This window comes from Vulcaniibacterium tengchongense (genome assembly GCF_003814555.1).
Lineage (GTDB): Bacteria > Pseudomonadota > Gammaproteobacteria > Xanthomonadales > Xanthomonadaceae > Vulcaniibacterium > Vulcaniibacterium tengchongense.
On sequence record NZ_RKQN01000002.1, the window covers coordinates 775,468 to 793,832 of the forward strand.

The following is an 18,365-nucleotide window of genomic DNA, read 5'->3' on the forward strand; positions in this document are numbered from 1 at the left end:
CCCGGCCGCGTTCGGACGCCGCGTCCTGCACCGGTCCGTCACGGCCGCCGCCGCTACACTGCACCGTCCCCGCGCCCGCGCCCACGACGATGCCCTCCGTCACGAGCGAAACGCCAGTCCAGGATCGCGGAGACGACCGTCTCCGCGCGGCCATGGCCGTGTCCGGAATCGGCATGGCGATCCTCGATCTGCAGGGGCGCTGGGTCGAGGTCAACCCGGCCTTCGAGCGCATGTTCGGCTACGGCGCCGGCGAACTGGTCGGGCAGTCGGCGCTGTCGTTCGTGCATCCCGAGGACGTGGCGCTGTCGCGGCGCTATCTGCAGGACCTGATCGACGGCACGTTGCCGATGCTCGACGAGCAGCGCCGCTACCTGCACCGCAACGGCGAGGTGGTGTGGACCCACACCAACGTCGCGGTGATGCGCGACGGCGACGGCAAGCCGGTCTACCTGCTGCTGCAGCTGCGCGACATCGGCGCGCAGCGCCGCGCCGAGGCGCAGCTGAAGTCCCAGGCCGAAGCCGAACACGCCGCCTACGACCTGGCCATGCGCCAGTTGCAGCTGTTCGCCGATGCGGTCGCCCACGACCTGCGCGCGCCGCTGCGCTCGATCGAGAGCTTCTCGGCGCTGCTGGCCGAGCGCGCCGGCGAGCGCCTGGACGCGAGCGAGCGCGACTACCTGGACCGGATCCGCGCCGCGGCCGCGCGCATGGGCGGCCTGCTCAGCGCGCTCGGCGACCTGTCGCACGTGACCCGCGCCGAGCTGCACCCGCGGCCGGTGGACCTGAGCCTGCTGGCCGAATGGGTCGGCGCCGAACTGCAGGACGCCGAACCGCAGCGCCGCGCCGAGATCCGGGTCCAGCCCGGCCTCGACGCCCACGGCGACGAGCGCCTGCTCAAGCTGCTGCTGAGCCAGCTGATGGGCAACGCCTGGAAGTTCTCCCGCGGCCGCGACCCGATCCGGATCGAGGTCACCGGGGAACACGTCGACGGCCGGCTGCGGCTCGAGGTCCGCGACCAGGGCGTCGGTTTCGACATGCGCTATGCTCATAAGCTGTTCGAACCCTTCCAGCGCCTGCACGGGCCGGATCAGGGCGGGGGGCACGGCCTCGGCCTGGCGATCGCCAAGCGCATCGTCGAGCGCCATCGGGGCCGCCTGCATGCGCATTCGCAACCGGACGCCGGCAGCGTGTTCACGGTGGAACTGCCCGCCGTCGCGCCGACGGAGGAACGCAGTTGATGCACAAAGAGATCCTGCTGGTCGAGGACAATCCCGACGACGTCGAACTGACCCGGATCGCGTTCGACGAAGCCAAGATCGCCAACCGCCTGGCGGTGGTCGGCGACGGCGCGGAGGCGCTCGACTACCTGTTCGCGCGCGGCCGCTACAGCGACCGCGACCCCGAGGACCTGCCCTCGATCGTGCTGCTCGACCTCAACTTGCCGAAGGTCGACGGCCGCGAGGTGCTGCAGGCGATCCGCGCCAACGAGGCCACCCGCACCCTGCCGGTGGTGGTGCTGACCACCAGCGCCGAGCCGTTCGACGTCGAGGCCAGCTATGCGCTCGGGGTCAACAGCTACATCCAGAAGCCGGTGGACTTCGAGCAGTTCGTCTGGGCGGTCAAGCAGGTCGGGCTGTACTGGCTGGTGCTGAACCACCCGCGCTGAGCGCGCCCCGCGGCGCCTGGCCGCGGGGCGGAACGAGCGTGCGGCCCTCGGCCGGGCCGCCGGTGCCGTCCGCGACCGGCCGGCCGTTGCCGCGCCACCCCGCCGTTCCCTTTCCGCGACCCGCCGCCGGCATTTCCCGGGCCCCGCGGCACCGTTCCGCCAGAACAGAACGCCATGGCATTGGGCGTCCGCAGGGGCCGGTGCACGCCGCGCCCGGGCTCCCGCCGTCGCGGAATGACGGCCCCGAGGCGCAGCGGAGTCGCGGCGGGCGACCGGCCCGCGCCCGCGGCGGCGCGGCCTCAGCCGCCACCGAACAGCTGCTCGGCGCGCTGGAACAGGATCCAGCTGGTCGCGATCACCTTGTCCCCGCCCTGCGGGCGGTTGCCGCGGTGGGTGTGGGTGAACGCCGCCGGCGCGATCAGCAGGCTGCCGGCGCGCGGCGCGATCTTGCGCCGCTGGTACAGGAACTCGGTCTCGCCGGCGGCGAAGCCGTCGTTGAGGTACAGCGTCCACAGCAGGTGCCGGTGCAACGTCTCCGCGCGCGCGTCGCGCGGGTACAGCTCGCAGTGCCAGTACGGGTAGCCGCCGCGGTCGGCGGCGTAGCGCTGCAGGTTGATCGAGCCGGGGCGCAGCACGGTGGCGACGATCGGCGCCAGCGTCTCGTCGTCCATGTCCGCCAGGCGCTCGGCGGTCAGGCGCCGGCGCCGGCCCTCGGCGTCCGGGGTTTCCAGCATCAGCGGCGCGATCAGCGCGTGCGGATAGCGGCGCAGGTAGGCCAGCACGCCGCGGAACACCGCACGGTTGAGCAGGGCCTCGTCCTCGCGCCAGTCCGGGCGGCCGCTGATGGTCAGGTCGCGGCTGTCCTTGAGCTCCGGCAGCACGCCGCCGCCGACCCGGCCGGGCACGGTGTCGGCGCTCGCCTCGAGGCGCGCGACCAGGCGCGCGCACTCGTCGCGCCCGAGCATGTCGGGATAGACCTCGATGAAGTCGAGGCCGGCTGCGGGCTGGAGGGCGGCGTCTGCGGGCATGGCGGGTTCCCGGGGAGGGGCGTCCATCCTCGCACGCCGCCCGGCTCAGCCGCGCGCGTCGTGCTCGCGGTGGTAGCGCACCGCGGCCTCGACCTCCTGCCGGGAGCCGAGGAACACCGGCACGCGCTGGTGCAGGCCGGTCGGCTGCACCTCGAGCATGCGCTGGCGGCCGGTGCTGGCGGCGCCGCCGGCCTGTTCGACCAGGAACGCCATCGGGTTGGCCTCGTACATCAGCCGCAGCTTGCCGCCCTTGGCCGCGCACTTGCTGTCCAGCGGATAGCTGAAGATGCCGCCGCGGGTGAGGATGCGGTGCACGTCGGCGACCATCGAGGCGACCCAGCGCATGTTGAAGTCCTTGCCGCGGGGGCCGTCCTTGCCGGCCAGCAGGTCGCCGACGTAGGCCTGCATCGGCGGCTCCCAGAAGCGCTGGTTGGACATGTTGACCGCGAACTCGCGGGTTTCCTCGGGAATGCGCATGCCACGCGCGGTCAGCACGAAGCTGCCGATCTCGCGGTCGAGGGTGAAGGCGTGGGTGCCGTTGCCGACGGTCAGCACCAGCATCGTGCTCGGCCCGTACACGCAGTAGCCGGCGGCCACCTGGGCGGTGCCGGGTTGGAGGAAGTGCTCGTCGCGCGGCTCGCTCACGCCCTCCGGGCAGCGCAGCACCGAGAAGATCGTGCCGACCGAGACGTTGACGTCGATGTTGGAGCTGCCGTCGAGCGGATCGAATAGCAGCAGGTAGTTGCCGCGCGGGTAGTCGTCGGAGATCGGCAGCGAGACGTCCATTTCCTCCGAGGCCAACGCGGCGAGGTGCCCGCCCCAGGCGTTGGCCTCGAGCAGGATTTCGTTGCTGAGCACGTCGAGCTTCTTCTGCGCCTCGCCCTGGATGTTGATCGAGGCCCGGCCGCCGCTGCCGGCGTCGCCGAGCACGCCGCCCAGCGCGCCCTTGCCGACCGCGATCGAGATGCTCTTGCAGGCGCGGGCGACGACTTCGATCAGCAGGCGCAGGTCGGCGTTGATGCGGCCGGCGCGTTGTTCTTCGATCAGGTAGCGGGTGAGCGAGACCGGTGGCGTCATGGCGGGGACCGCGGCGAAGAAGGGCCGCCATTGTCGCCGATGCGCGCCGGCGCGGTCAGCCGGCTTCGCGGCGCGGCGGCTCCTCGTACGCGGCGTCGTGCCAGCGCAGGGCCGTGCAGCCGAGCCGCGCGGCCATCGCCCGCACCTGCCCGCGCAGCGCCGCCTCGATCGCCGGCGCGTGCGGGCCCGGGCGCGCGTACAGCGCGTCGACGCGGAAGCAGTAGCCGCCGCGCGGCAGCGCCAGCCCGGGGGTGGCGCAGGCATAGCCCACCGCGGCCGCGTCGAGCCGGGCCAGCCAGGCCCAGGCGCGCCGCGGCGGGTCGAGCAGTGCTTCGCGCAACGCCAGCGCCGCGTCCTCGTGCGGCAGCGCGCCGCCGCGCAGCGCGTGCTCGCGGCACAGCGCCAGCAGCGTCGCCAGTTCCGCCGCGCCGACGGCGGCGACGGCGATCGCGGGAGCGCGAGCGAACGGATGCGGCGCGGCGCTCATCGTGCGGGCTCCGCGGCGCCCGGATCGCCGGCGACGGAAGCGCCGCCGCCGGGGGCGGGCGCCACCAGCGGCGGCGCGCAGCCCAACTCCCGGTGGCGGCGCTCGACCGTGGCCAGGCGCTCGTCGGCCTCGCCGAGCGCCGAGCGCGCCGCGGCGTGCCGAATGCCGACCACCGCCGGCAGCACCGCCTTCCATGCGCCGCGCCGCGCCCGCGGCGCGGCCTCGCGGCGGCGCAGGGCCGCGGCGCGCTCGTCGGCCAGGCGCGGGCAGTCCAGCGCGTCCAGCTGCGCCAGCGGCGTCGGGCTGCGCGGGATGCCCGCGCAGGCGGCGGGAAAGCAGGCTAGGATCGCGGCGGAAGCGACGCGGGGGCGCATGGCGGTCTCCGTGGGGCGGGTCCGATGCGCGCAGCCTGCGCGCCCGGTTTTAAGAACGCTTTAATCGCGCCGGGGCACCGTGGCGGCGTGGACGAAGACGGGAACGAGCCCTCGCCGATGAACCTGCTGCTGGTCGAGGACGATGCGATGCTGGCCGAGGCGGTGCGTGCGGGGCTGGAGCAGCAGGGCTTCCGCGTCGACTGGGCCGGCGACGCCGCGCACGCGAAGACCGCGCTGGTCGAGCACGACTACGCCGCGGTGCTGCTCGACCTCGGCCTGCCCGGGCGCTCCGGGCTGAGCGTGCTGGCGGCGATGCGCGCCCGCTACGACGTCACCCCGGTGCTGATCGTCACCGCCCGCGACAAGCTCAGCGACCGCATCGCCGGGCTCGATGCCGGCGCCGACGACTACATCGTCAAGCCGTTCCAGCTCGACGAGCTGTACGCGCGGCTGCGCGCGGTGGTGCGGCGCAGCCAGGGCCGGGTGGCGCCGGTGCTCAGCTGCAACGGCGTGGCGCTGGACCCGGCGCGGCGCGAGGTGACCCGCGACGGGGTCGCGGTGGCGCTGAGCACGCACGAATTCCGTACCCTGCAACTGCTGCTCGAGCGGCAGGGCCGCATCGTCACCCGCGAGCAGCTGGAGGAGGCGGTGTACGGCAGTTCCGGCACGATCGAGAGCAACACCATCGCGGTCTACATCCACCAGCTGCGGCGCAAGCTCGGCGACGGCCTGATCCAGACCGTGCACGGCTACGGCTACCGCGTCGGCGGGAGCGCGGCGTGAGCGCGCACTCGCTGCGCGGCCGCCTCACCTGCGCGCTGCTGTGGTGCATCGTGCTGACCTGGGCCGGCTGGAGCGTGTGCCAGTTCGAGCAGATCAAGCGCGAGCGCACCGGCCTGTGGGACGCTTCGCTGCGCGAGATCGGCGAGCAGATCCTGCGTTCGATGCCCGACAGCGTGGCGCTGCTGCCGCAGGTGCCGCCGGCGCCCGCCGCGGCCGGCCCGGCCGACCGCAAGATGAGCTTCCAGGTGTGGGCGCGCGGCCGGCTGGTGGTGCATTCGCCGGCGGCGCCGCGCGCGCCGCTCAAGCCCGACTTCCGCGACGGCTTCGACCTGCGCGGGATCGGCGGCGAGCACTGGCGCGTGTACAGCCTGACCGACGCGCGCCGCGGCTTGACCGTGCAGGTCGGCCGCTCGCGGGCGATGCTGGCGCGCGAGGTGCACGGCTGGGTGCGGCTGAGCCTGCTGGCCGCGCTCGGCCTGTTCGTGGTGTTCGCGCTGGCGGTGTGGTGGGTGATCGGCCGCTCGCTGCGGCCGCTGACCGGGCTGCGCGACGCGATGCTGGCGCGGCGGCCGCTGGACCTGACCCCGCTGCCGGACGCGGCGCTGCCGTGCGAGGTGCGGCCGCTGGTGCAGGCGTTCAACGCCCAGCTGCAGCGCGTCGACCAGGCCCTGCAGCACGAGCGCCGCTTCATCGCCGACGCCGCGCACGAGCTGCGCACGCCGCTGGCGGTGCTCGGCGCGCATGCGGACCTGGCCCTGCGCGCCGGCGACGGGGCCGAGCGCGAGGCGGCGTTGCGCCGGCTCAGCGCCGGGGTGCGCCGCAGCGCGCGCCTGTCCGAGCAGCTGCTCGACCTCGCCCGCCTCGACGCCGCCACCGCGGCGGCGCCGCGGGTGCCGGTGGAACTGGCCGAACTGGTGGTGATCGTGGTGCGCGACTTCGAGATGCTGGCGCGCGAGCGCGGCCAGCGGATCAGCCTGCGCACCGAGCCCGGCGCGATCCGCGGCGACGTCGACCAGCTCGGCATCCTGCTGCGCAACCTGGTCGACAACGCGCTGCGCTACGCCGGCGCGCTCGGCCAGATCGCGGTCGAATGCCGGCGCGCGCGGCGCGACGGCGTGGAAGGCCTGTGCCTGAGCGTCGCCGACGACGGCCCCGGCGTGCCCGCCGAGGACCGCGCGCGGATCTTCGACCGCTTCTACCGCGCCGCCGGCAGCGCCGAGCGCGGCTGCGGCATCGGCCTGTCGCTGGTGGCGCGGATCGCCGACACCCACGGCGCGCGGATCGAGGTCGGCGATGGCCTGCACGGCCGCGGCCTCACCGTGGCGGTGTTCTTCGCCCTGGCCGACGCGGAGGCGGCGCCGCGCGCGCCCCGCGCCGAGGAGGCGGGCGCCGCGCTGCCGCTCCTGCAGGAGCGGCCCGGCGAAGGGTGACGCGCCCCGCGCGCGGCGGGGCGCGGCCCCTTCGCTGCGCGGGCCGCGTGCTGACAGCACCCTGGCAGCAGCCCCCGCGCATCCTGCCACGGTGCGGACGGCCCGCGTCTGCGAGGCACCGCCGCCGCCGCGCCGGTCGCCCGGCGCGCAGGCGCCGCACGCCCGTCCCTCCGCCCGCAGGAGCCGATGCCGCATGAGCCCCGCCCCCGCGCGCGACGGCCGCCACGACTTCGACTTCCTCCACGGCCGTTGGCGCGTCCGCAACGAGCGCCTGCGCGAACGCCCCGCCGGCGGCGGCGGCTGGGAGGTGTTCGCCGCCGACCAGGAGTGCCGGCCGCTGCCCGGGGGCCTCGGCAACATCGACGACTTCGTCGGCGAAGGGGTCCGCCCCCGCCGCCGCCAACGCGTCCTCGGCCTGGCGCTGCGCCGGTACCCGCCGCGACTGCGGCGGTGGGGCCTCTACCGGGCCGGCAACCACGACGGCGCGCTCGACGCGCCGAGGGCGGGCGGCTTCGACCAGGACGGCGTCGGCACCTTCCCTGGCCGGCTCGCCCACGCCGGCCGGCCGGTGCCGGCGCGCTGCGTCTGGCAGCGGCTCGGCGCGCACGCGGCGCACTGGCGGCAGGCGTTCTCGGCCGACGAAGGCCGCCCCCGGGAGACCTACTGGCGCATGTGGCTGCGCCGCATCGACGCCGCCGGGCGCCTGCGCCACGAGGACGGCGTGATCGAACTGCGCCGCGACGCGCTGCGCCCGGGCCGGCGCGAGGCGCTGGTCCACCTCTTCCAGCGCGGGTTGGTCGAGCCGCAGGAGGCGGTCGGCATGCACGGGATCGGCCCGTTCCGCGATCTCGACGATCCCGACCGCTTCGTCTGGCTGCGCGGCTTTCCCGACATGGCCGCGCGCGATCTCGCTGGGCGGCTCCTGCGCCGGACCGGCCTGGCGCGCGCACCGCGACGCGGCCAACGCGACCGTGGCCGACAGCGACAACGTGCTGCTGCGCCCGGCGCGGCCGGGCGCGGGCCTGGCGCCGCAACCGCCGCGGGCGCGGCCGGGGGAGCGGGCATAGGCCGCGGGCCTGATCGAAGCCGGCATCTGCCTGCTCGACGCGCCCGCCGAGCAGGGCTTCCTGGCACGCTTCGAGCGCGAGCTGGCGCCGCGGCTGCGCGCCGCCGGCGCCGAGCTGCTGGCGACCTACGTCAGCGAGACGGGCGAGAACGGCTTCCCGCGCCTGCCGGTGCGCGAGAACGAACCGGCGCTGGTGTGGCTGACGCGGTTCGCCGACGTCGCCGCGCACCATCGCTACGAAGCCGCGCTGGTCGCCGACGCGGCCTGGCGCGACACGGTGGCCGACGCGCTGCGGCACGGGTTGCGGCAGCCGCCGCAACGGCTGCGGCTGGCGCCGACCGCGCGCTCCGAGTCGCGCGGATGAGCCCGTCGCCGCGGCGCAAGCGGCGGATTGAGCGGTGCCGGCGCGCGGGCGATCATGGCGCATGCGCCGCGCCGACCGCCTGTTCCTGCTGATCCATGCCCTGCGTGGCCGCCGTTCCGCGATCACCGCGCACAGCCTGGCGCAGACGCTGGGGGTGTCGTTGCGCACCGTGTACCGCGACGTCGCCGACCTGCAGCGTTCGGGCGTGCCGATCGAGGGCGAGGCCGGGGTCGGCTACCTGCTGCGCAAGGGCTCGGACATCCCGCCGCTGATGTTCACGCCCGACGAGCTCGAAGCCCTGGTGGTCGGCACGCGCTTCGTGCGCGCGTTCGGCGGGGTGCGGCTCGGGCGCGAGGCGGCCGCGGCGCTGCTCAAGATCGAGGCGGTGCTGCCGCCGGAGCTGCGCGAGCGCAGCCAGCGCACGCGGATCTTCGCGCCGGAGGTGCGGCGGCTGGAGAACAGCGGGCTGATCGACGACCTGCACGCGGCGATCAACCACCGCACGGTGCTGCGCCTGCGCTACCGCGACAACGACGCGCGTTCGAGCGAGCGCGAGATCGAGCCGCTGTGCCTGGCGTTCTGGGGCGGGGTATGGACGCTCGGCGCCTGGTGCCGGCTGCGCGCGGACTTCCGCAACTTCCGCCCCGACCGCATCCTCGAGTACCTGCCCACCGGCGAGGTCTTCGCCGAAAGCCGCGAGCGCGGCCTGGAGGCCTACCTGCGCGCCTGCGCCGAGTAGCGCCGGCCTGCGCCAGGCCCGGCGCAGGGCGCGCCGGCGGCGGGACGGCGCTTTGGCCGCTGACTCGCGCGGCGCACGACCGCCATCCCCGCGGAAGCGGGAACCCGGGCCGCGAAGGGCCGGCAAGGGCGGCGGCTCGGATCCTTCCCCGGATTGCGGCGGCGACGGCGAGCGGCGCGCGTGCAAGGCAGCGCGCGCGTTCGCGCGCTCCGCGGCCGGGAACGAACCCCGGCCGCGGAGCGGCGCCACGCTCAGATCACCCGCAGCGTGATCGCCTTCAGCACCGCGCGGGTGCGGTCGCGGGTGTCGAGCTTGTCGAGGATGGTGGAGACGTAGTTCTTCACCGTGCCCTCGGCGAGGAACATCGCCCGCGCGATCTCCTTGTTGGAGTAGCCGCCGGCGAGCAGGCGCAGGATCGCGACCTCGCGCTCGCTGAAGCGTTCGCGCGGGGCGTCGGCGGCGTGGTAGCGGTAGCGCGCGCGCACCGGCTCGGTGCTGACCGGCTGCAGCAGGGTCTCGCCGGCGGCGAGGCGCGCGATCGCTTCGCGCAGGTCCTCCGGCGCGGCGTCCTTGAGCAGGAACCCCTGCGCGCCGGCCTCGGCCGCCTGCAGCGGCAGCTCGCTCTCGTCGAAGGTGGTCAGCAGCAGCACCGGCGTCGCGTCGCCGCGCTCGCGCAGCGCGCGCAGCGCGGCCAGGCCGTCCATGCCGGGCATGCGCACGTCGCTGAGGATCACCTGCACCGGGGTCTGCGCCAGCCGCGCGAGCAGCTGCGCGCCGTCCTCGGCCTCGAACGCGATCCCGATGCCGCCGCGTTCCAGCAGCGCGCGCAGCCCGGCGCGGACCAGGGCCTGGTCGTCGGCCAGGGCGATGCGGATCGGCGCGCTCATGCCGGCAGACTCGCTTCGATCCGCAGCGCGCCGGCCGGCGAGCGTTCCAGCCGCAGTTCGCCGCCGTGCGCGGCGATGCGCTCGCGCATCCCGGCCAGGCCGTTACCCTCGCGCAGCGCGGCCGGGCAGCGGCCGTCGTCCTCGACGCGGATGCGCAGCGCCGCGCCTTCGCGCGCGACCGTCACCCACAGCTGCGCGGCGCCGGCATGGCGGGCGCTGTTGGTCAGCGCTTCCTGCACCAGCCGCAGGAGGGTCTCGGCGGTGTCCGGATCGGCCACGCGGACGTCCTCGGCGATCCGCAGCCGCAGCGCCGGCCGCGGCAGCGGCGCGGCGAGGGCGCGCAGCGCGGTGCCCAGGTCGAGGCCGCGCTCGTCGCGCAGCGCCTGCACCACGCCGCGGAGATCGCCGAGCAGTTCGCCGGCCAGGCGCTCGGCGACGTCGAGCTCGGCGTGCCCGGCCAGCCGCGGGTCGGCGGCGAGCGCGCGCAGGTTCAGGGTCAGCGCGGTCAGCTTGTGCCCGGCGACGTCGTGCAGCTCGCGCGCCATCCGCAGGCGCTCGCTGTCGCGCGCGCTGTCGGCCAGCAGCGCGCGGGTGGCGAGCAGGTCGGCGTTGACCCGGGCCAAGCGGTCGCGCGCCTGCTCGGCGCTGCGCGCGTAGTAGGTCGTCAGCGCGGCGAAGGCCTGGAAGCCCAGGTACAGCATCAGTTGCAGCTCCGGCCGCGCGTGCCCGCTGAGCGCCAGCACCAGGTAGACCCCGGCATCCATCAGCGCCGCCAGCAGCAGCACGGTGCGCGGCCGGTAGTCCATCGCCAGCTCGGCGATCAGCACCACCGTCAGGATCGGCGCGATGCCGGTGCGCGCGGCCATCGCGATCAGCACGAACGCGCAGCCCGCCTGCAGCAGGTACAGCGCGGCGCGGGCGAGCGGGCGGTGCGGCACCAGGTCGAGCGCGAGCAGCGCGGCGAGGAACACGCCCAGCAGCGTCCACGCCGGCGCCATCGACCCCGCCAGGTCGTAGCGCAGGCCCAGGCCGACCGCGGCGACGGTGATCGCGGCGGCCAGGTTCATCGGTTTCAGCAGTTCGCGCAGCCGGCCCATGGCGCCATGCTGCGCCGCGGGGCCGGAGCCGGGCAATGCCGTCCATGCCGAAAGTGACTTCCGGCACCGCCAGGCGATGACCGCCGGCTCCTGCGGCGCGCGGCGCCCCGGCGGAGACTGCAGGCGCACCCGACCGGGAGATCTGCCATGAACCGCCTCGCCGCCCTCGCCTCCGTCCTGCTCGCCGCCGCGGCCGCCGACGCCGCCGCGGCCGACCTCACCGTGCACCTGCGCGGCGTCCGCCGGCCCGCGGGCACGGTGCGCCTGCTGCTGGTGGACAGCCCGGCCGGCTGGGCCAACGCCGCCGCGCCGGTCGCCGCGCGCGCGGTACCCGCCGACGGCGAACCGGTGACGGTCGTCTTCACCGGCCTGAAGCCGGGCGCCTACGCGCTGATGGCGATGCACGACGAGGACGACGACGGCCGGCTCGACACCAACCTGGCCGGCCTGCCCACCGAGGGCTACGGCTTCAGCAACGACCCGCCGAGCCAGGGCAAGCCGGCGTTCGAGCAGGCCCGCTTCGAGCTGGGCGAGGCCGGCGCCGGAATCGACATCTCCCTGCGCTGAGGGCCGCCGCCATGACCGCTGCCTCGAATTCCCGTTCGCGCCGCCGCTTCCTGCAGGGCCTGCTGGCCGGTGCGGCCGCCGCGGCGCTGGCGCCCGCGCGCCGGGCGTTCGCCGGCGATCCGGCCGAGTTCGCCGCCGGCCTGGCCGAGCGCCCGTGGCTGGCCGGCTGGAAGAGCGTCGCCGCCGAGGCGTTGGGCCCCGCCGCCGCCGAGCGGCGCGGCCGCCTGCCCGAAGGCCTGGCCGGCACGCTGTACCGCAACGGCCCGGCCTGGACCGAGCGTGCCGGCTTCCGCTACGAGCACTGGTTCGACGGCGACGGCATGGTCCACGCCTGGCGCCTCGGCCAGGGCCAGGTGCGCCATCGCGCGCGCATGGTGGCGACGCCGAAGTTCCGCCGCGAGCAGGCGGCCGGCCGCTTCCTGCTGCCGGCCGCCGGCACCACGGTGCCGGGCGCGCGGCCGGGCCGCAACAACGACGACGGCAACACCGCGAACACGGCGGTGACGACGATCGGCGGCCGCCTGTTCGCGCTGTGGGAAGGCGGCTCGGCGTTCGAGCTCGATCCGGACTCGCTGGATACGCTCGGCCCGGTGACCTGGCGCCCGGACCTGGCCGCGCTGCCGTTCTCCGCGCATCCGCTGCGCGAGCGCGACGGCACGCTGTGGAACTTCGGCGCGACCATGCTGATGGGCGGCGGCGGCCTGCTGCTGTGGCGGATCGGCGCCGACGGCGCGCTGCGCGGGGCGCACGTGCTGGACGTGCCCGAGCCCGGCTACCTGCACAGCTTCGCGATGACCGAGCGGCACCTGGTGTTCGTGCTGATGCCGTTCCGCTTCGAGGGCGCGGGCGCGTTCTTCCAGCGGCTGCGCTTCGCGCCCGATCGTCCCTGCCGCGTGGCCGTGGTGGCCAAGGCCGAGCCGGAGCGCGCGCGCTGGTTCGAGGCCGACTTCGCCGCGGTCTACCACTTCGGCGACGCCTGCGAGCGTGGCGGCGAGATCGTGGTGCGCGCGGTCCAGCATCCCGATCCCGAGGAGGCGCGCTCGCCGATGCGCGAGGCGATGCGCGGCCACGCGCCCGCCGCGAACACCGGTTCGCGCCTGGCCGACCTGCACCTGGACCTGCGCGGGGGCCGCGCGCGCTGGCGGCCGCACGACGCGCCCGACCTGGAGTTCCCGCTGTTCGACCCGCGCACGCCCGGCGACCGCGGCGCGCGCCTGTACGCGCCGGTCCGCATGGACGCGCGGGCGCCGTACTTCGACGCGGTGGCGATGCTCGACCCCGCCCGCGGCCGGCGGCAGGTGCACCGCTACGGCGCCGGCGTGCTGGCCGAGGAGCACGTGTTCGTGCCGCGCCCGGGCAGCACGCGCGCGGACGACGGCTGGCTGGTCGGCACCTTGCTCGATGCGAGGCGCGGCCGCAGCGGCCTGGCCGTGCTCGATGCGCGGCGGGTCGACGCCGGCCCGCTGCTGGAAGCCTGGCTGCCGTACGCGTTCCCGCTCGGCTTCCACGGCCATTTCGCCGCGGCCTGACCGCGGCCGGCCGCGGTCGCCCGCGCGCGCGCAAGCCCGGCCGCTTGCGCCGCGGCCCGGGCCCGCCCCGCGCTCACTGCAGCAACGTCACCCGGGCGCTGCGTTGCGCCGCCGCGCCTTCGCGCGCGCCCAGCGCCCGCGCGCTCGCCGCGTCCGCGCCGGCCGCTTCCGCCACGGCGACGCCGCGCTCGCGCAGCCAGGCGGCGACCGCCTCGGCGCGCTCGCGCGCGAGGCGGGCGTCGCTGCCGGCATAGCCCTCGACCCGGACCGGGCCCGCGTCCCAGCGCGCCAGCGCCCAGGCGATGTCCTGCAGGCGCGCCTGCGCGGCCTCGTCGAGCTCGGCGCTGCCGTCGCCGAACGCGACCGCGGGCAAGCCCTGCAGCGCCGGCACCACCGCCACGCGCGGGCCGTCGCCGTCCTGGCGCAGCGCGGCTTCCAGGCGCCGGGCCGCGGCCACGTCGAGGCCGGCATCGCCGCGCAAGCGCCACAGCGCCTGCTGGCCGTCGTCGAGCACGTCGAAGCTGCCGAACGCGGCGACCGCGCGCTCGCGCAGCGCCGCCAGCGCCTCGTCGCGCGCGCTGCGCGCCAGCGCGTTCTGCCGCGCCTCGTTCTGCAGCCGCAGCACGCTGTCGCGCAGCTGCGCCAGGGTGTCCTGCTCGCGCGCCAGCGCATCGTCGTCGGCGGTCACCACTTCGCGCAGGTCGATCGACACCGGCCGGCCGAGCGCGTCCTCCAGCCTGCGTTCCAGCTGCTGCGCCAGGCCCGGGCGATGCCTGGGCGTGAGCAGCATGGCGTCGACGTGCAGGCGCTCGCCGCCGCGCTCCACGCGCAGCGAGCCGACCCGCCCGCCGTCGCGGCCGGCGGCTTCGTCCAGGGTCGTGCGCACGGTGCGCTCCTCCTTGCTGCGCTCGGTGATGTCGCGCAGCGCCAGGCCCAGCGGGATCGACAGCACCAGGAAACTGCCGACGATCAGCGCGGCCTGCCACGCGGTCTGCTTCGGCGAGTCCCGGTGGCCGAAGCCGTACCACAACGCCATCACCGTCACCGACAGCGAGATCGTCAGCAGGTTGGTCATGAACAGGAACGCGGCGCCGCCGGCGATGCCCGGGCTGCCGGTGGCGATGCCGTAGCCGACCACCGCCAGCGGCGGCATCAGCGCGGTGGCGATGGCCACGCCGACGATGGTCTCGCCCTTCCGGGTGATGGTGGCGTAGGCGCCGGCCAAGCCGGAGAACAGCGCCACCAGCAGGTCGAACAGGTTCGGCTGGGTACGGGCCAGGATCTCCGGCGTGGCTTCGCGCAGCGGCGAGGCGGCGACGATCAGGATCGAGGTCGCCAGCGCCAGGCCGATGCCGACCGCGATCGTGGTCAGCGCGCTGCGCAGCGCGCGGAAGTCGAAGGTCGCCAGGGCCATGCCCATCTCGACGATCGGGCCCATCAGCGGCGAGATCAGCATCGCGCCGATGATCACCGCCGCCGAGTTCTGCAGCAGCCCCAGCAGGGCGATGCCGCAGGCCATCACGCACATGAAGGCGTAGCGCGGCGCCAGCGCGCCGGACTCCCGCACGTGCCCGAGCACGGCGGCGCGGTCCAGTTCCAGGTTCTTGCGCCGCCATTGTTGCAGCCAGCGCCAGGCGACGGCCGGGGTGAGCATGGGTGACTCCTTTCGCGGGGCATCCCGGGGCGGGACGAAATGGCGATCCGTTATAGCGGACTTCCGAATCGTTCCAATAGGAGAACTACGAAATAACCCGGCCTTTACCCGCCGCCGCCGCCGCCGCGCCAAGGTGCGCGCGACGGCAGAGCGGAGGAGGCGTCATGCGCATCGCGATCATCGGCGCCGGTTTCAGCGGCAGCGTGCTGGCCATCGAGCTGGCGCGCTCGGCGGGACCGGGGGTGGACATCCTGCTGGTCGGCGAGGCCGACAGCTACGGCCGCGGCCTCGCCTACGGCCAGGCCCGGCCCGAGCACCTGCTCAACGTGCGCGCGCGCGACCTCGGCGCCACCGCCGACCACCCGGGCGAGTTCGCCGACTGGCTCAACCTGACCGAGCGCGCGCGCGCCAGCTTCCTGCCGCGGCTGGTCTACGGCGAATACCTGTACTCGCGCCTGCAGGCCGCGGCGCAGCTGAGCCTGGCGGCGCTGCAGCGGATCGAGCAGGAGGCGGTGGCGCTGGAGCGCGAAGGCCCCGGCTTCCGCATGCACCTGGCCGACGGCCGCGGCTTCGCCTGCGACGCGGCGGTGCTCGCGGTGGGCGCGCTGCCGCCGCAGCGGCTGGCCGGGATCGGCCCGCGCCTGGCGGTGCATCCGAGCTACCTGGGCTGGCCGTGGCACGAGGGCGCGATCGACCGCGTGCATCCCGACGCACGGGTGCTGGTCGTCGGCACCGGGCTGACCATGGTCGACGTGGTCGCCACCCTGCAGCGCCGCGGCCACCGCGGCGGGGTGGTCGCGCTGTCGCGCCACGGCCTGCTGCCGCAGGCGCACCGCGAACTGCCGAGCGCGCCGGTGGCGCTGCCGCCGCACGTGCTGCAGGCGCTGCAGCGGCACGACCTGCGCGGCCTGGTGCGCGCGCTGCGCACGCTGGCGCCGGTGGTGCCGGACTGGCGCAGCCTGGTCGACGCGCTGCGCCCGCACACCCAGGCGTTCTGGCGCGGCCTGCCGCCGGCCGCGCGCGCGCGCTTCCTGCGCCACCTGCGGCCGTACTGGGAGGTGCTGCGGCACCGCCTGGCGCCGGCGGCGGCGGCGCAGCTGGAGGACTGGTGCGCGCGCGGCCGGTTGCAGGTGCGCGCCGGTCGCCTGGTGCGCGCGCGCCGAGGCGAGGACGGCATCGAGGCGCTGATCCGCGGGCGCGGCGATGCCCATCTGCGCAGCGAGCGCTACGACGTGCTGATCCGCGCCACCGGCTTCGACACCGACATCGAGCGCACCACCCATCCGTTGATCGCGCACCTGCGCGACGCCGGCCTGCTGCGCGCCGACCCGCTCGGCCTGGGCGTGCAGGCGACGTCGGAATTCGAGGCGCTGGACCGCCGCGGCGCGCCGGTGCGCGGGCTGTACTGCCTGGGCCCGCTGCTGCGCGCGCAGCTGTGGGAGATCACCGCGGTGCCGGAACTGCGCGTGGCCGCGCGGCGGCTGGCGCAGCGCCTGCTGGCGGGCGAGGCGCGCCTGCGGGGCGCGCCCGCGGCCGCGCCGCCGCGGCACGCGAACTTGCCCTAGCCGCGGGAGGTCCCGCGGGGCCGCGGTCGCCCCTCGCCCCGGGCGCCGCGGGGCCGCTGTTCTTCGGCTGCGGATCCAAGGCACGGATGGAGCGGCTTGTCCGGCATGTCGCCCGGGGCACAGCGCACCTTGGGCGATGCCCAATGCCGCAGTCGCGATGGCACGGTGCTGTCCGCGCCGGCAGTCCGTGGAAGGCGATGCCTTGTCCGTTCCCGTCCGCGTCGATCCGCGCGGTTTCTTTGCGCCTGCGCCGAGCCTCACGGCGAGGCGTGGAGCGGGGCCTCGGCCTCAGACGTCGCCGTCCTCCAGCCAGCCCTCGCCGCTGCCGCGCTGGTAGACCGTGTCGGTGTCGAGCACCGCGCCGGCCGGGATCGAGTCCTGCCGCGCCAGCCTGGCGTAGATCGGCGCGAAGTCCGGCGCGGTCGCCTCGATCAGCTGCTCGTAGCTGTCGATCACGAAGTAGGTCTTCTGATAGGTGTCGATGCGGTAGCGCGTGCGCATGATCCGCTCGAGATCGAAGCCGATCCGGTTCGGCGCGGCCGATTCCAGGCAGTGGATCGATTCGCTCTTCGACGAGACGATGCCGCTGCCGTAGATGCGCAGGCCGCCGTTCTCGCGGATCAGGCCGAACTCGACCGTGTACCAGTACAGCCGGGTGAGGTTCACCAGCGCGGCGGGGCCGATGCCGTGCGCCTTCACCCCACCCAGGCCGTAGTGCTGCATGTAGTCGGCGAACACCGGGTTCATCAGCAGCGGCACGTGGCCGAACAGGTCGTGGAACAGGTCCGGCTCGCTCAGGTAGTCGAGCTGCTCCGGCCGGCGGATCCACCAGGTCACCGGGAAGCGCCGGTGCGCCAGGTGGTCGAAGAAGGTCAGCTCCGGCAGCAGGCCCTCGACGCCGACCAGCTCCCAGCCGGTGGCGCGGCGCAGCTGCCGGTTCAGGTCGTCGAAGCGGGGAATGCGGTCGGGCGTCATGCCCATCGCCGCCTGGGTGCGCAGGAACTCCTCGCTGGCGCGGCCGACCAGCACCTCGCGCTGGCGCGCGAACAGCGTCGCCCAGACCTCGTGGTCGGTCGGCGTGTAGCGGGCCCAGGGCTGCTCGACCACGGCGGTCGTATACACCGGCACGTAGCCCTTGTCGGTGAGCTGGTGTTCGACGCGGCGGGGCGTGGCGGCGTTCATGCGGGGGCTCCTCGGCTACGCCCCGACTCTAGCCCCGCCCCCGCGCAATGGGATTGCGTTGTTGCGCTGACAAGCGGTTGCGGCGCAATATCCTTGCGTCGAACGGACGAGGAAAGCACGAACATGGCCGCCGTCGAGCTCGACCGCACCGACCTGCTGCTGCTTGCCGAGCTGCAGCGCCACGGCCGCCAGACCAATGCCGAACTGGCCGAGCGCGTGCACCTGTCGCCCTCGGCCTGCCTGCGCCGGGTGCAGCGGCTGGAGCGCGAGGGCGTGATCGCCGGCTACCGCGCCGAGGTCGACCCCGAGCGCCTCGGCCTGGGCCTGCAGGCGTTCGTCCGCGTGCAGCTGGGCCGGCACGACGCCGAGGCCATCGCCGCCTTCGCCGAATTCGTCAACGCCTGGGACGAGGTCGTCGCCTGCCACGCCCTGACCGGCGACATGGACTACCTGCTGCAGATCGTGGTGCAGGACCTGGAGCACTTCTCCCGCTTCCTGCTCGACCGCCTGCTCAACCAGGCCGGCGTCGCCGACGTCAATTCCAGCTTCGTGCTGCGCACGGTCAAGGCGTTCGGCGGGATGCCGCTGCCGGGGCGGTGAGCTTCAGTCGAGGCCGCGCAGCCCGGGCGCGAACAGGCCGAGCACGAACCAGCCGGCATGCAGCAGCCAGATCAGGCCGACGTAGAGCTTGATCTGCTCGGCGTTCCACAGCGACGCGCGCAGGTCGATCAGCAGGCCGGCCGGCCAGCCCTCCAGCCACTCCGCGCCGCCGCGGCGCAGCACCCACCAGCACAGCAGGCTGCTGGCCGCGAACAACAGGCACCACCAGAACAGGCTCATGGCGATCGGGTCTCCGGGCGAAGGCGCAGG

The 18,365-nt window shown here is 75.1% G+C and carries 18 protein-coding genes and 1 pseudogene; 10 read left to right on the top strand and 9 right to left on the bottom strand.

What is annotated here, in order from left to right; all coding sequences use genetic code 11:
- Window positions 1-89 precede the first annotated feature (89 nt).
- Window positions 90-1,238 (top strand): sensor histidine kinase, encoded by a 1,149-nt coding sequence (locus EDC50_RS09835; protein WP_123770283.1) that lies wholly within the window; start codon window positions 90-92, stop codon window positions 1,236-1,238.
- The gene (locus EDC50_RS09840) at window positions 1,238-1,666 is read left to right on the top strand and encodes a response regulator (protein WP_123770284.1); all 429 of its coding nucleotides are present in this window, start codon (window positions 1,238-1,240) and stop codon (window positions 1,664-1,666) included. Before EDC50_RS09835 ends, EDC50_RS09840 begins: the two co-directional genes overlap by 1 nt.
- Before the next feature lie 299 nt (window positions 1,667-1,965).
- On the opposite strand, the gene EDC50_RS09845 is transcribed toward EDC50_RS09840, so the two are convergent.
- Genes EDC50_RS09845 through EDC50_RS09860 form a run of 4 tightly spaced genes read right to left on the bottom strand, consistent with a single transcriptional unit; the run spans window position 1,966 to window position 4,632 of the window.
- Entirely contained in the window at window positions 1,966-2,694 is a 729-nt protein-coding gene (locus EDC50_RS09845) for a 2OG-Fe(II) oxygenase (RefSeq protein ID WP_123770285.1), read from the bottom strand.
- A gap of 45 nt (window positions 2,695-2,739) precedes the next feature.
- Window positions 2,740-3,771, bottom strand: a complete 1,032-nt coding sequence (locus tag EDC50_RS09850) for a class 1 fructose-bisphosphatase (protein ID WP_123770286.1) — start codon at window positions 3,769-3,771, stop codon at window positions 2,740-2,742.
- A gap of 55 nt (window positions 3,772-3,826) precedes the next feature.
- Complete coding sequence (locus tag EDC50_RS09855; RefSeq protein WP_123770287.1) at window positions 3,827-4,258, bottom strand: hypothetical protein; 432 nt, start codon at window positions 4,256-4,258, stop codon at window positions 3,827-3,829.
- The gene (locus tag EDC50_RS09860; protein WP_123770288.1) at window positions 4,255-4,632 is read right to left on the bottom strand and encodes a hypothetical protein; all 378 of its coding nucleotides are present in this window, start codon (window positions 4,630-4,632) and stop codon (window positions 4,255-4,257) included. Before EDC50_RS09860 ends, EDC50_RS09855 begins: the two co-directional genes overlap by 4 nt.
- Window positions 4,633-4,749: 117 nt before the next feature.
- On the opposite strand from EDC50_RS09860, the gene EDC50_RS09865 reads away from it, so the two are divergent.
- The 4 genes from EDC50_RS09865 to EDC50_RS09880 all read left to right on the top strand — a co-directional run bounded on the left by EDC50_RS09865 (window position 4,750) and on the right by EDC50_RS09880 (window position 9,014).
- Window positions 4,750-5,415 (top strand): response regulator transcription factor, encoded by a 666-nt coding sequence (locus EDC50_RS09865; RefSeq protein WP_123770437.1) that lies wholly within the window; start codon window positions 4,750-4,752, stop codon window positions 5,413-5,415.
- Window positions 5,412-6,845 (top strand): ATP-binding protein, encoded by a 1,434-nt coding sequence (locus tag EDC50_RS09870; protein ID WP_123770289.1) that lies wholly within the window; start codon window positions 5,412-5,414, stop codon window positions 6,843-6,845. The genes EDC50_RS09865 and EDC50_RS09870 overlap by 4 nt, the downstream gene beginning before the upstream one ends.
- A gap of 193 nt (window positions 6,846-7,038) precedes the next feature.
- The gene (locus EDC50_RS16510) at window positions 7,039-8,367 is read left to right on the top strand and encodes an NIPSNAP family protein (protein WP_158635752.1); all 1,329 of its coding nucleotides are present in this window, start codon (window positions 7,039-7,041) and stop codon (window positions 8,365-8,367) included.
- A complete protein-coding gene (locus EDC50_RS09880) occupies window positions 8,337-9,014 on the top strand; it encodes a helix-turn-helix transcriptional regulator (protein WP_123770291.1) in 678 nt (225 codons plus the stop codon). The genes EDC50_RS16510 and EDC50_RS09880 overlap by 31 nt, the downstream gene beginning before the upstream one ends.
- Window positions 9,015-9,265: 251 nt before the next feature.
- Here the strand turns inward: EDC50_RS09880 and EDC50_RS09885 are convergent, their stop codons facing one another.
- Both EDC50_RS09885 and EDC50_RS09890 read right to left on the bottom strand, forming a co-directional pair.
- A complete protein-coding gene (locus EDC50_RS09885) occupies window positions 9,266-9,901 on the bottom strand; it encodes a response regulator (RefSeq protein WP_123770292.1) in 636 nt (211 codons plus the stop codon).
- Window positions 9,898-11,044 (bottom strand): annotated as a pseudogene (locus tag EDC50_RS09890) (sensor histidine kinase). The gene EDC50_RS09885 and the pseudogene EDC50_RS09890 overlap by 4 nt, the downstream one beginning before the upstream one ends.
- A gap of 101 nt (window positions 11,045-11,145) precedes the next feature.
- On the opposite strand from EDC50_RS09890, the gene EDC50_RS09895 reads away from it, so the two are divergent.
- Window positions 11,146-11,565 (top strand): DUF2141 domain-containing protein, encoded by a 420-nt coding sequence (locus tag EDC50_RS09895; RefSeq protein WP_123770294.1) that lies wholly within the window; start codon window positions 11,146-11,148, stop codon window positions 11,563-11,565.
- A gap of 11 nt (window positions 11,566-11,576) precedes the next feature.
- On the top strand, window positions 11,577-13,094 hold the full coding sequence (locus EDC50_RS09900) for a carotenoid oxygenase family protein (RefSeq protein ID WP_123770295.1): 1,518 nt from the start codon (window positions 11,577-11,579) through the stop codon (window positions 13,092-13,094).
- Window positions 13,095-13,167: 73 nt separating this feature from the next.
- Here EDC50_RS09900 and EDC50_RS09905 read toward each other — a convergent pair whose 3' ends face one another.
- The gene (locus EDC50_RS09905; RefSeq protein WP_123770296.1) at window positions 13,168-14,748 is read right to left on the bottom strand and encodes a DUF389 domain-containing protein; all 1,581 of its coding nucleotides are present in this window, start codon (window positions 14,746-14,748) and stop codon (window positions 13,168-13,170) included.
- A gap of 164 nt (window positions 14,749-14,912) precedes the next feature.
- On the opposite strand from EDC50_RS09905, the gene EDC50_RS09910 reads away from it, so the two are divergent.
- The gene (locus EDC50_RS09910; RefSeq protein ID WP_123770297.1) at window positions 14,913-16,313 is read left to right on the top strand and encodes an FAD/NAD(P)-binding protein; all 1,401 of its coding nucleotides are present in this window, start codon (window positions 14,913-14,915) and stop codon (window positions 16,311-16,313) included.
- Between the two features lie 288 nt (window positions 16,314-16,601).
- On the opposite strand, the gene phhA is transcribed toward EDC50_RS09910, so the two are convergent.
- A complete protein-coding gene (gene phhA, locus EDC50_RS09915) occupies window positions 16,602-17,495 on the bottom strand; it encodes a phenylalanine 4-monooxygenase (protein ID WP_123770298.1) in 894 nt (297 codons plus the stop codon).
- A 123-nt stretch (window positions 17,496-17,618) separates the two neighbouring features.
- Here phhA and EDC50_RS09920 point away from each other — a divergent pair, with 123 nt between their 5' ends.
- Window positions 17,619-18,095, top strand: a complete 477-nt coding sequence (locus EDC50_RS09920) for an Lrp/AsnC family transcriptional regulator (RefSeq protein WP_123770299.1) — start codon at window positions 17,619-17,621, stop codon at window positions 18,093-18,095.
- Window positions 18,096-18,098: 3 nt separating this feature from the next.
- On the opposite strand, the gene EDC50_RS09925 is transcribed toward EDC50_RS09920, so the two are convergent.
- Complete coding sequence (locus EDC50_RS09925; RefSeq protein ID WP_123770300.1) at window positions 18,099-18,335, bottom strand: hypothetical protein; 237 nt, start codon at window positions 18,333-18,335, stop codon at window positions 18,099-18,101.
- Between the last annotated feature and the right edge of the window lie 30 nt (window positions 18,336-18,365).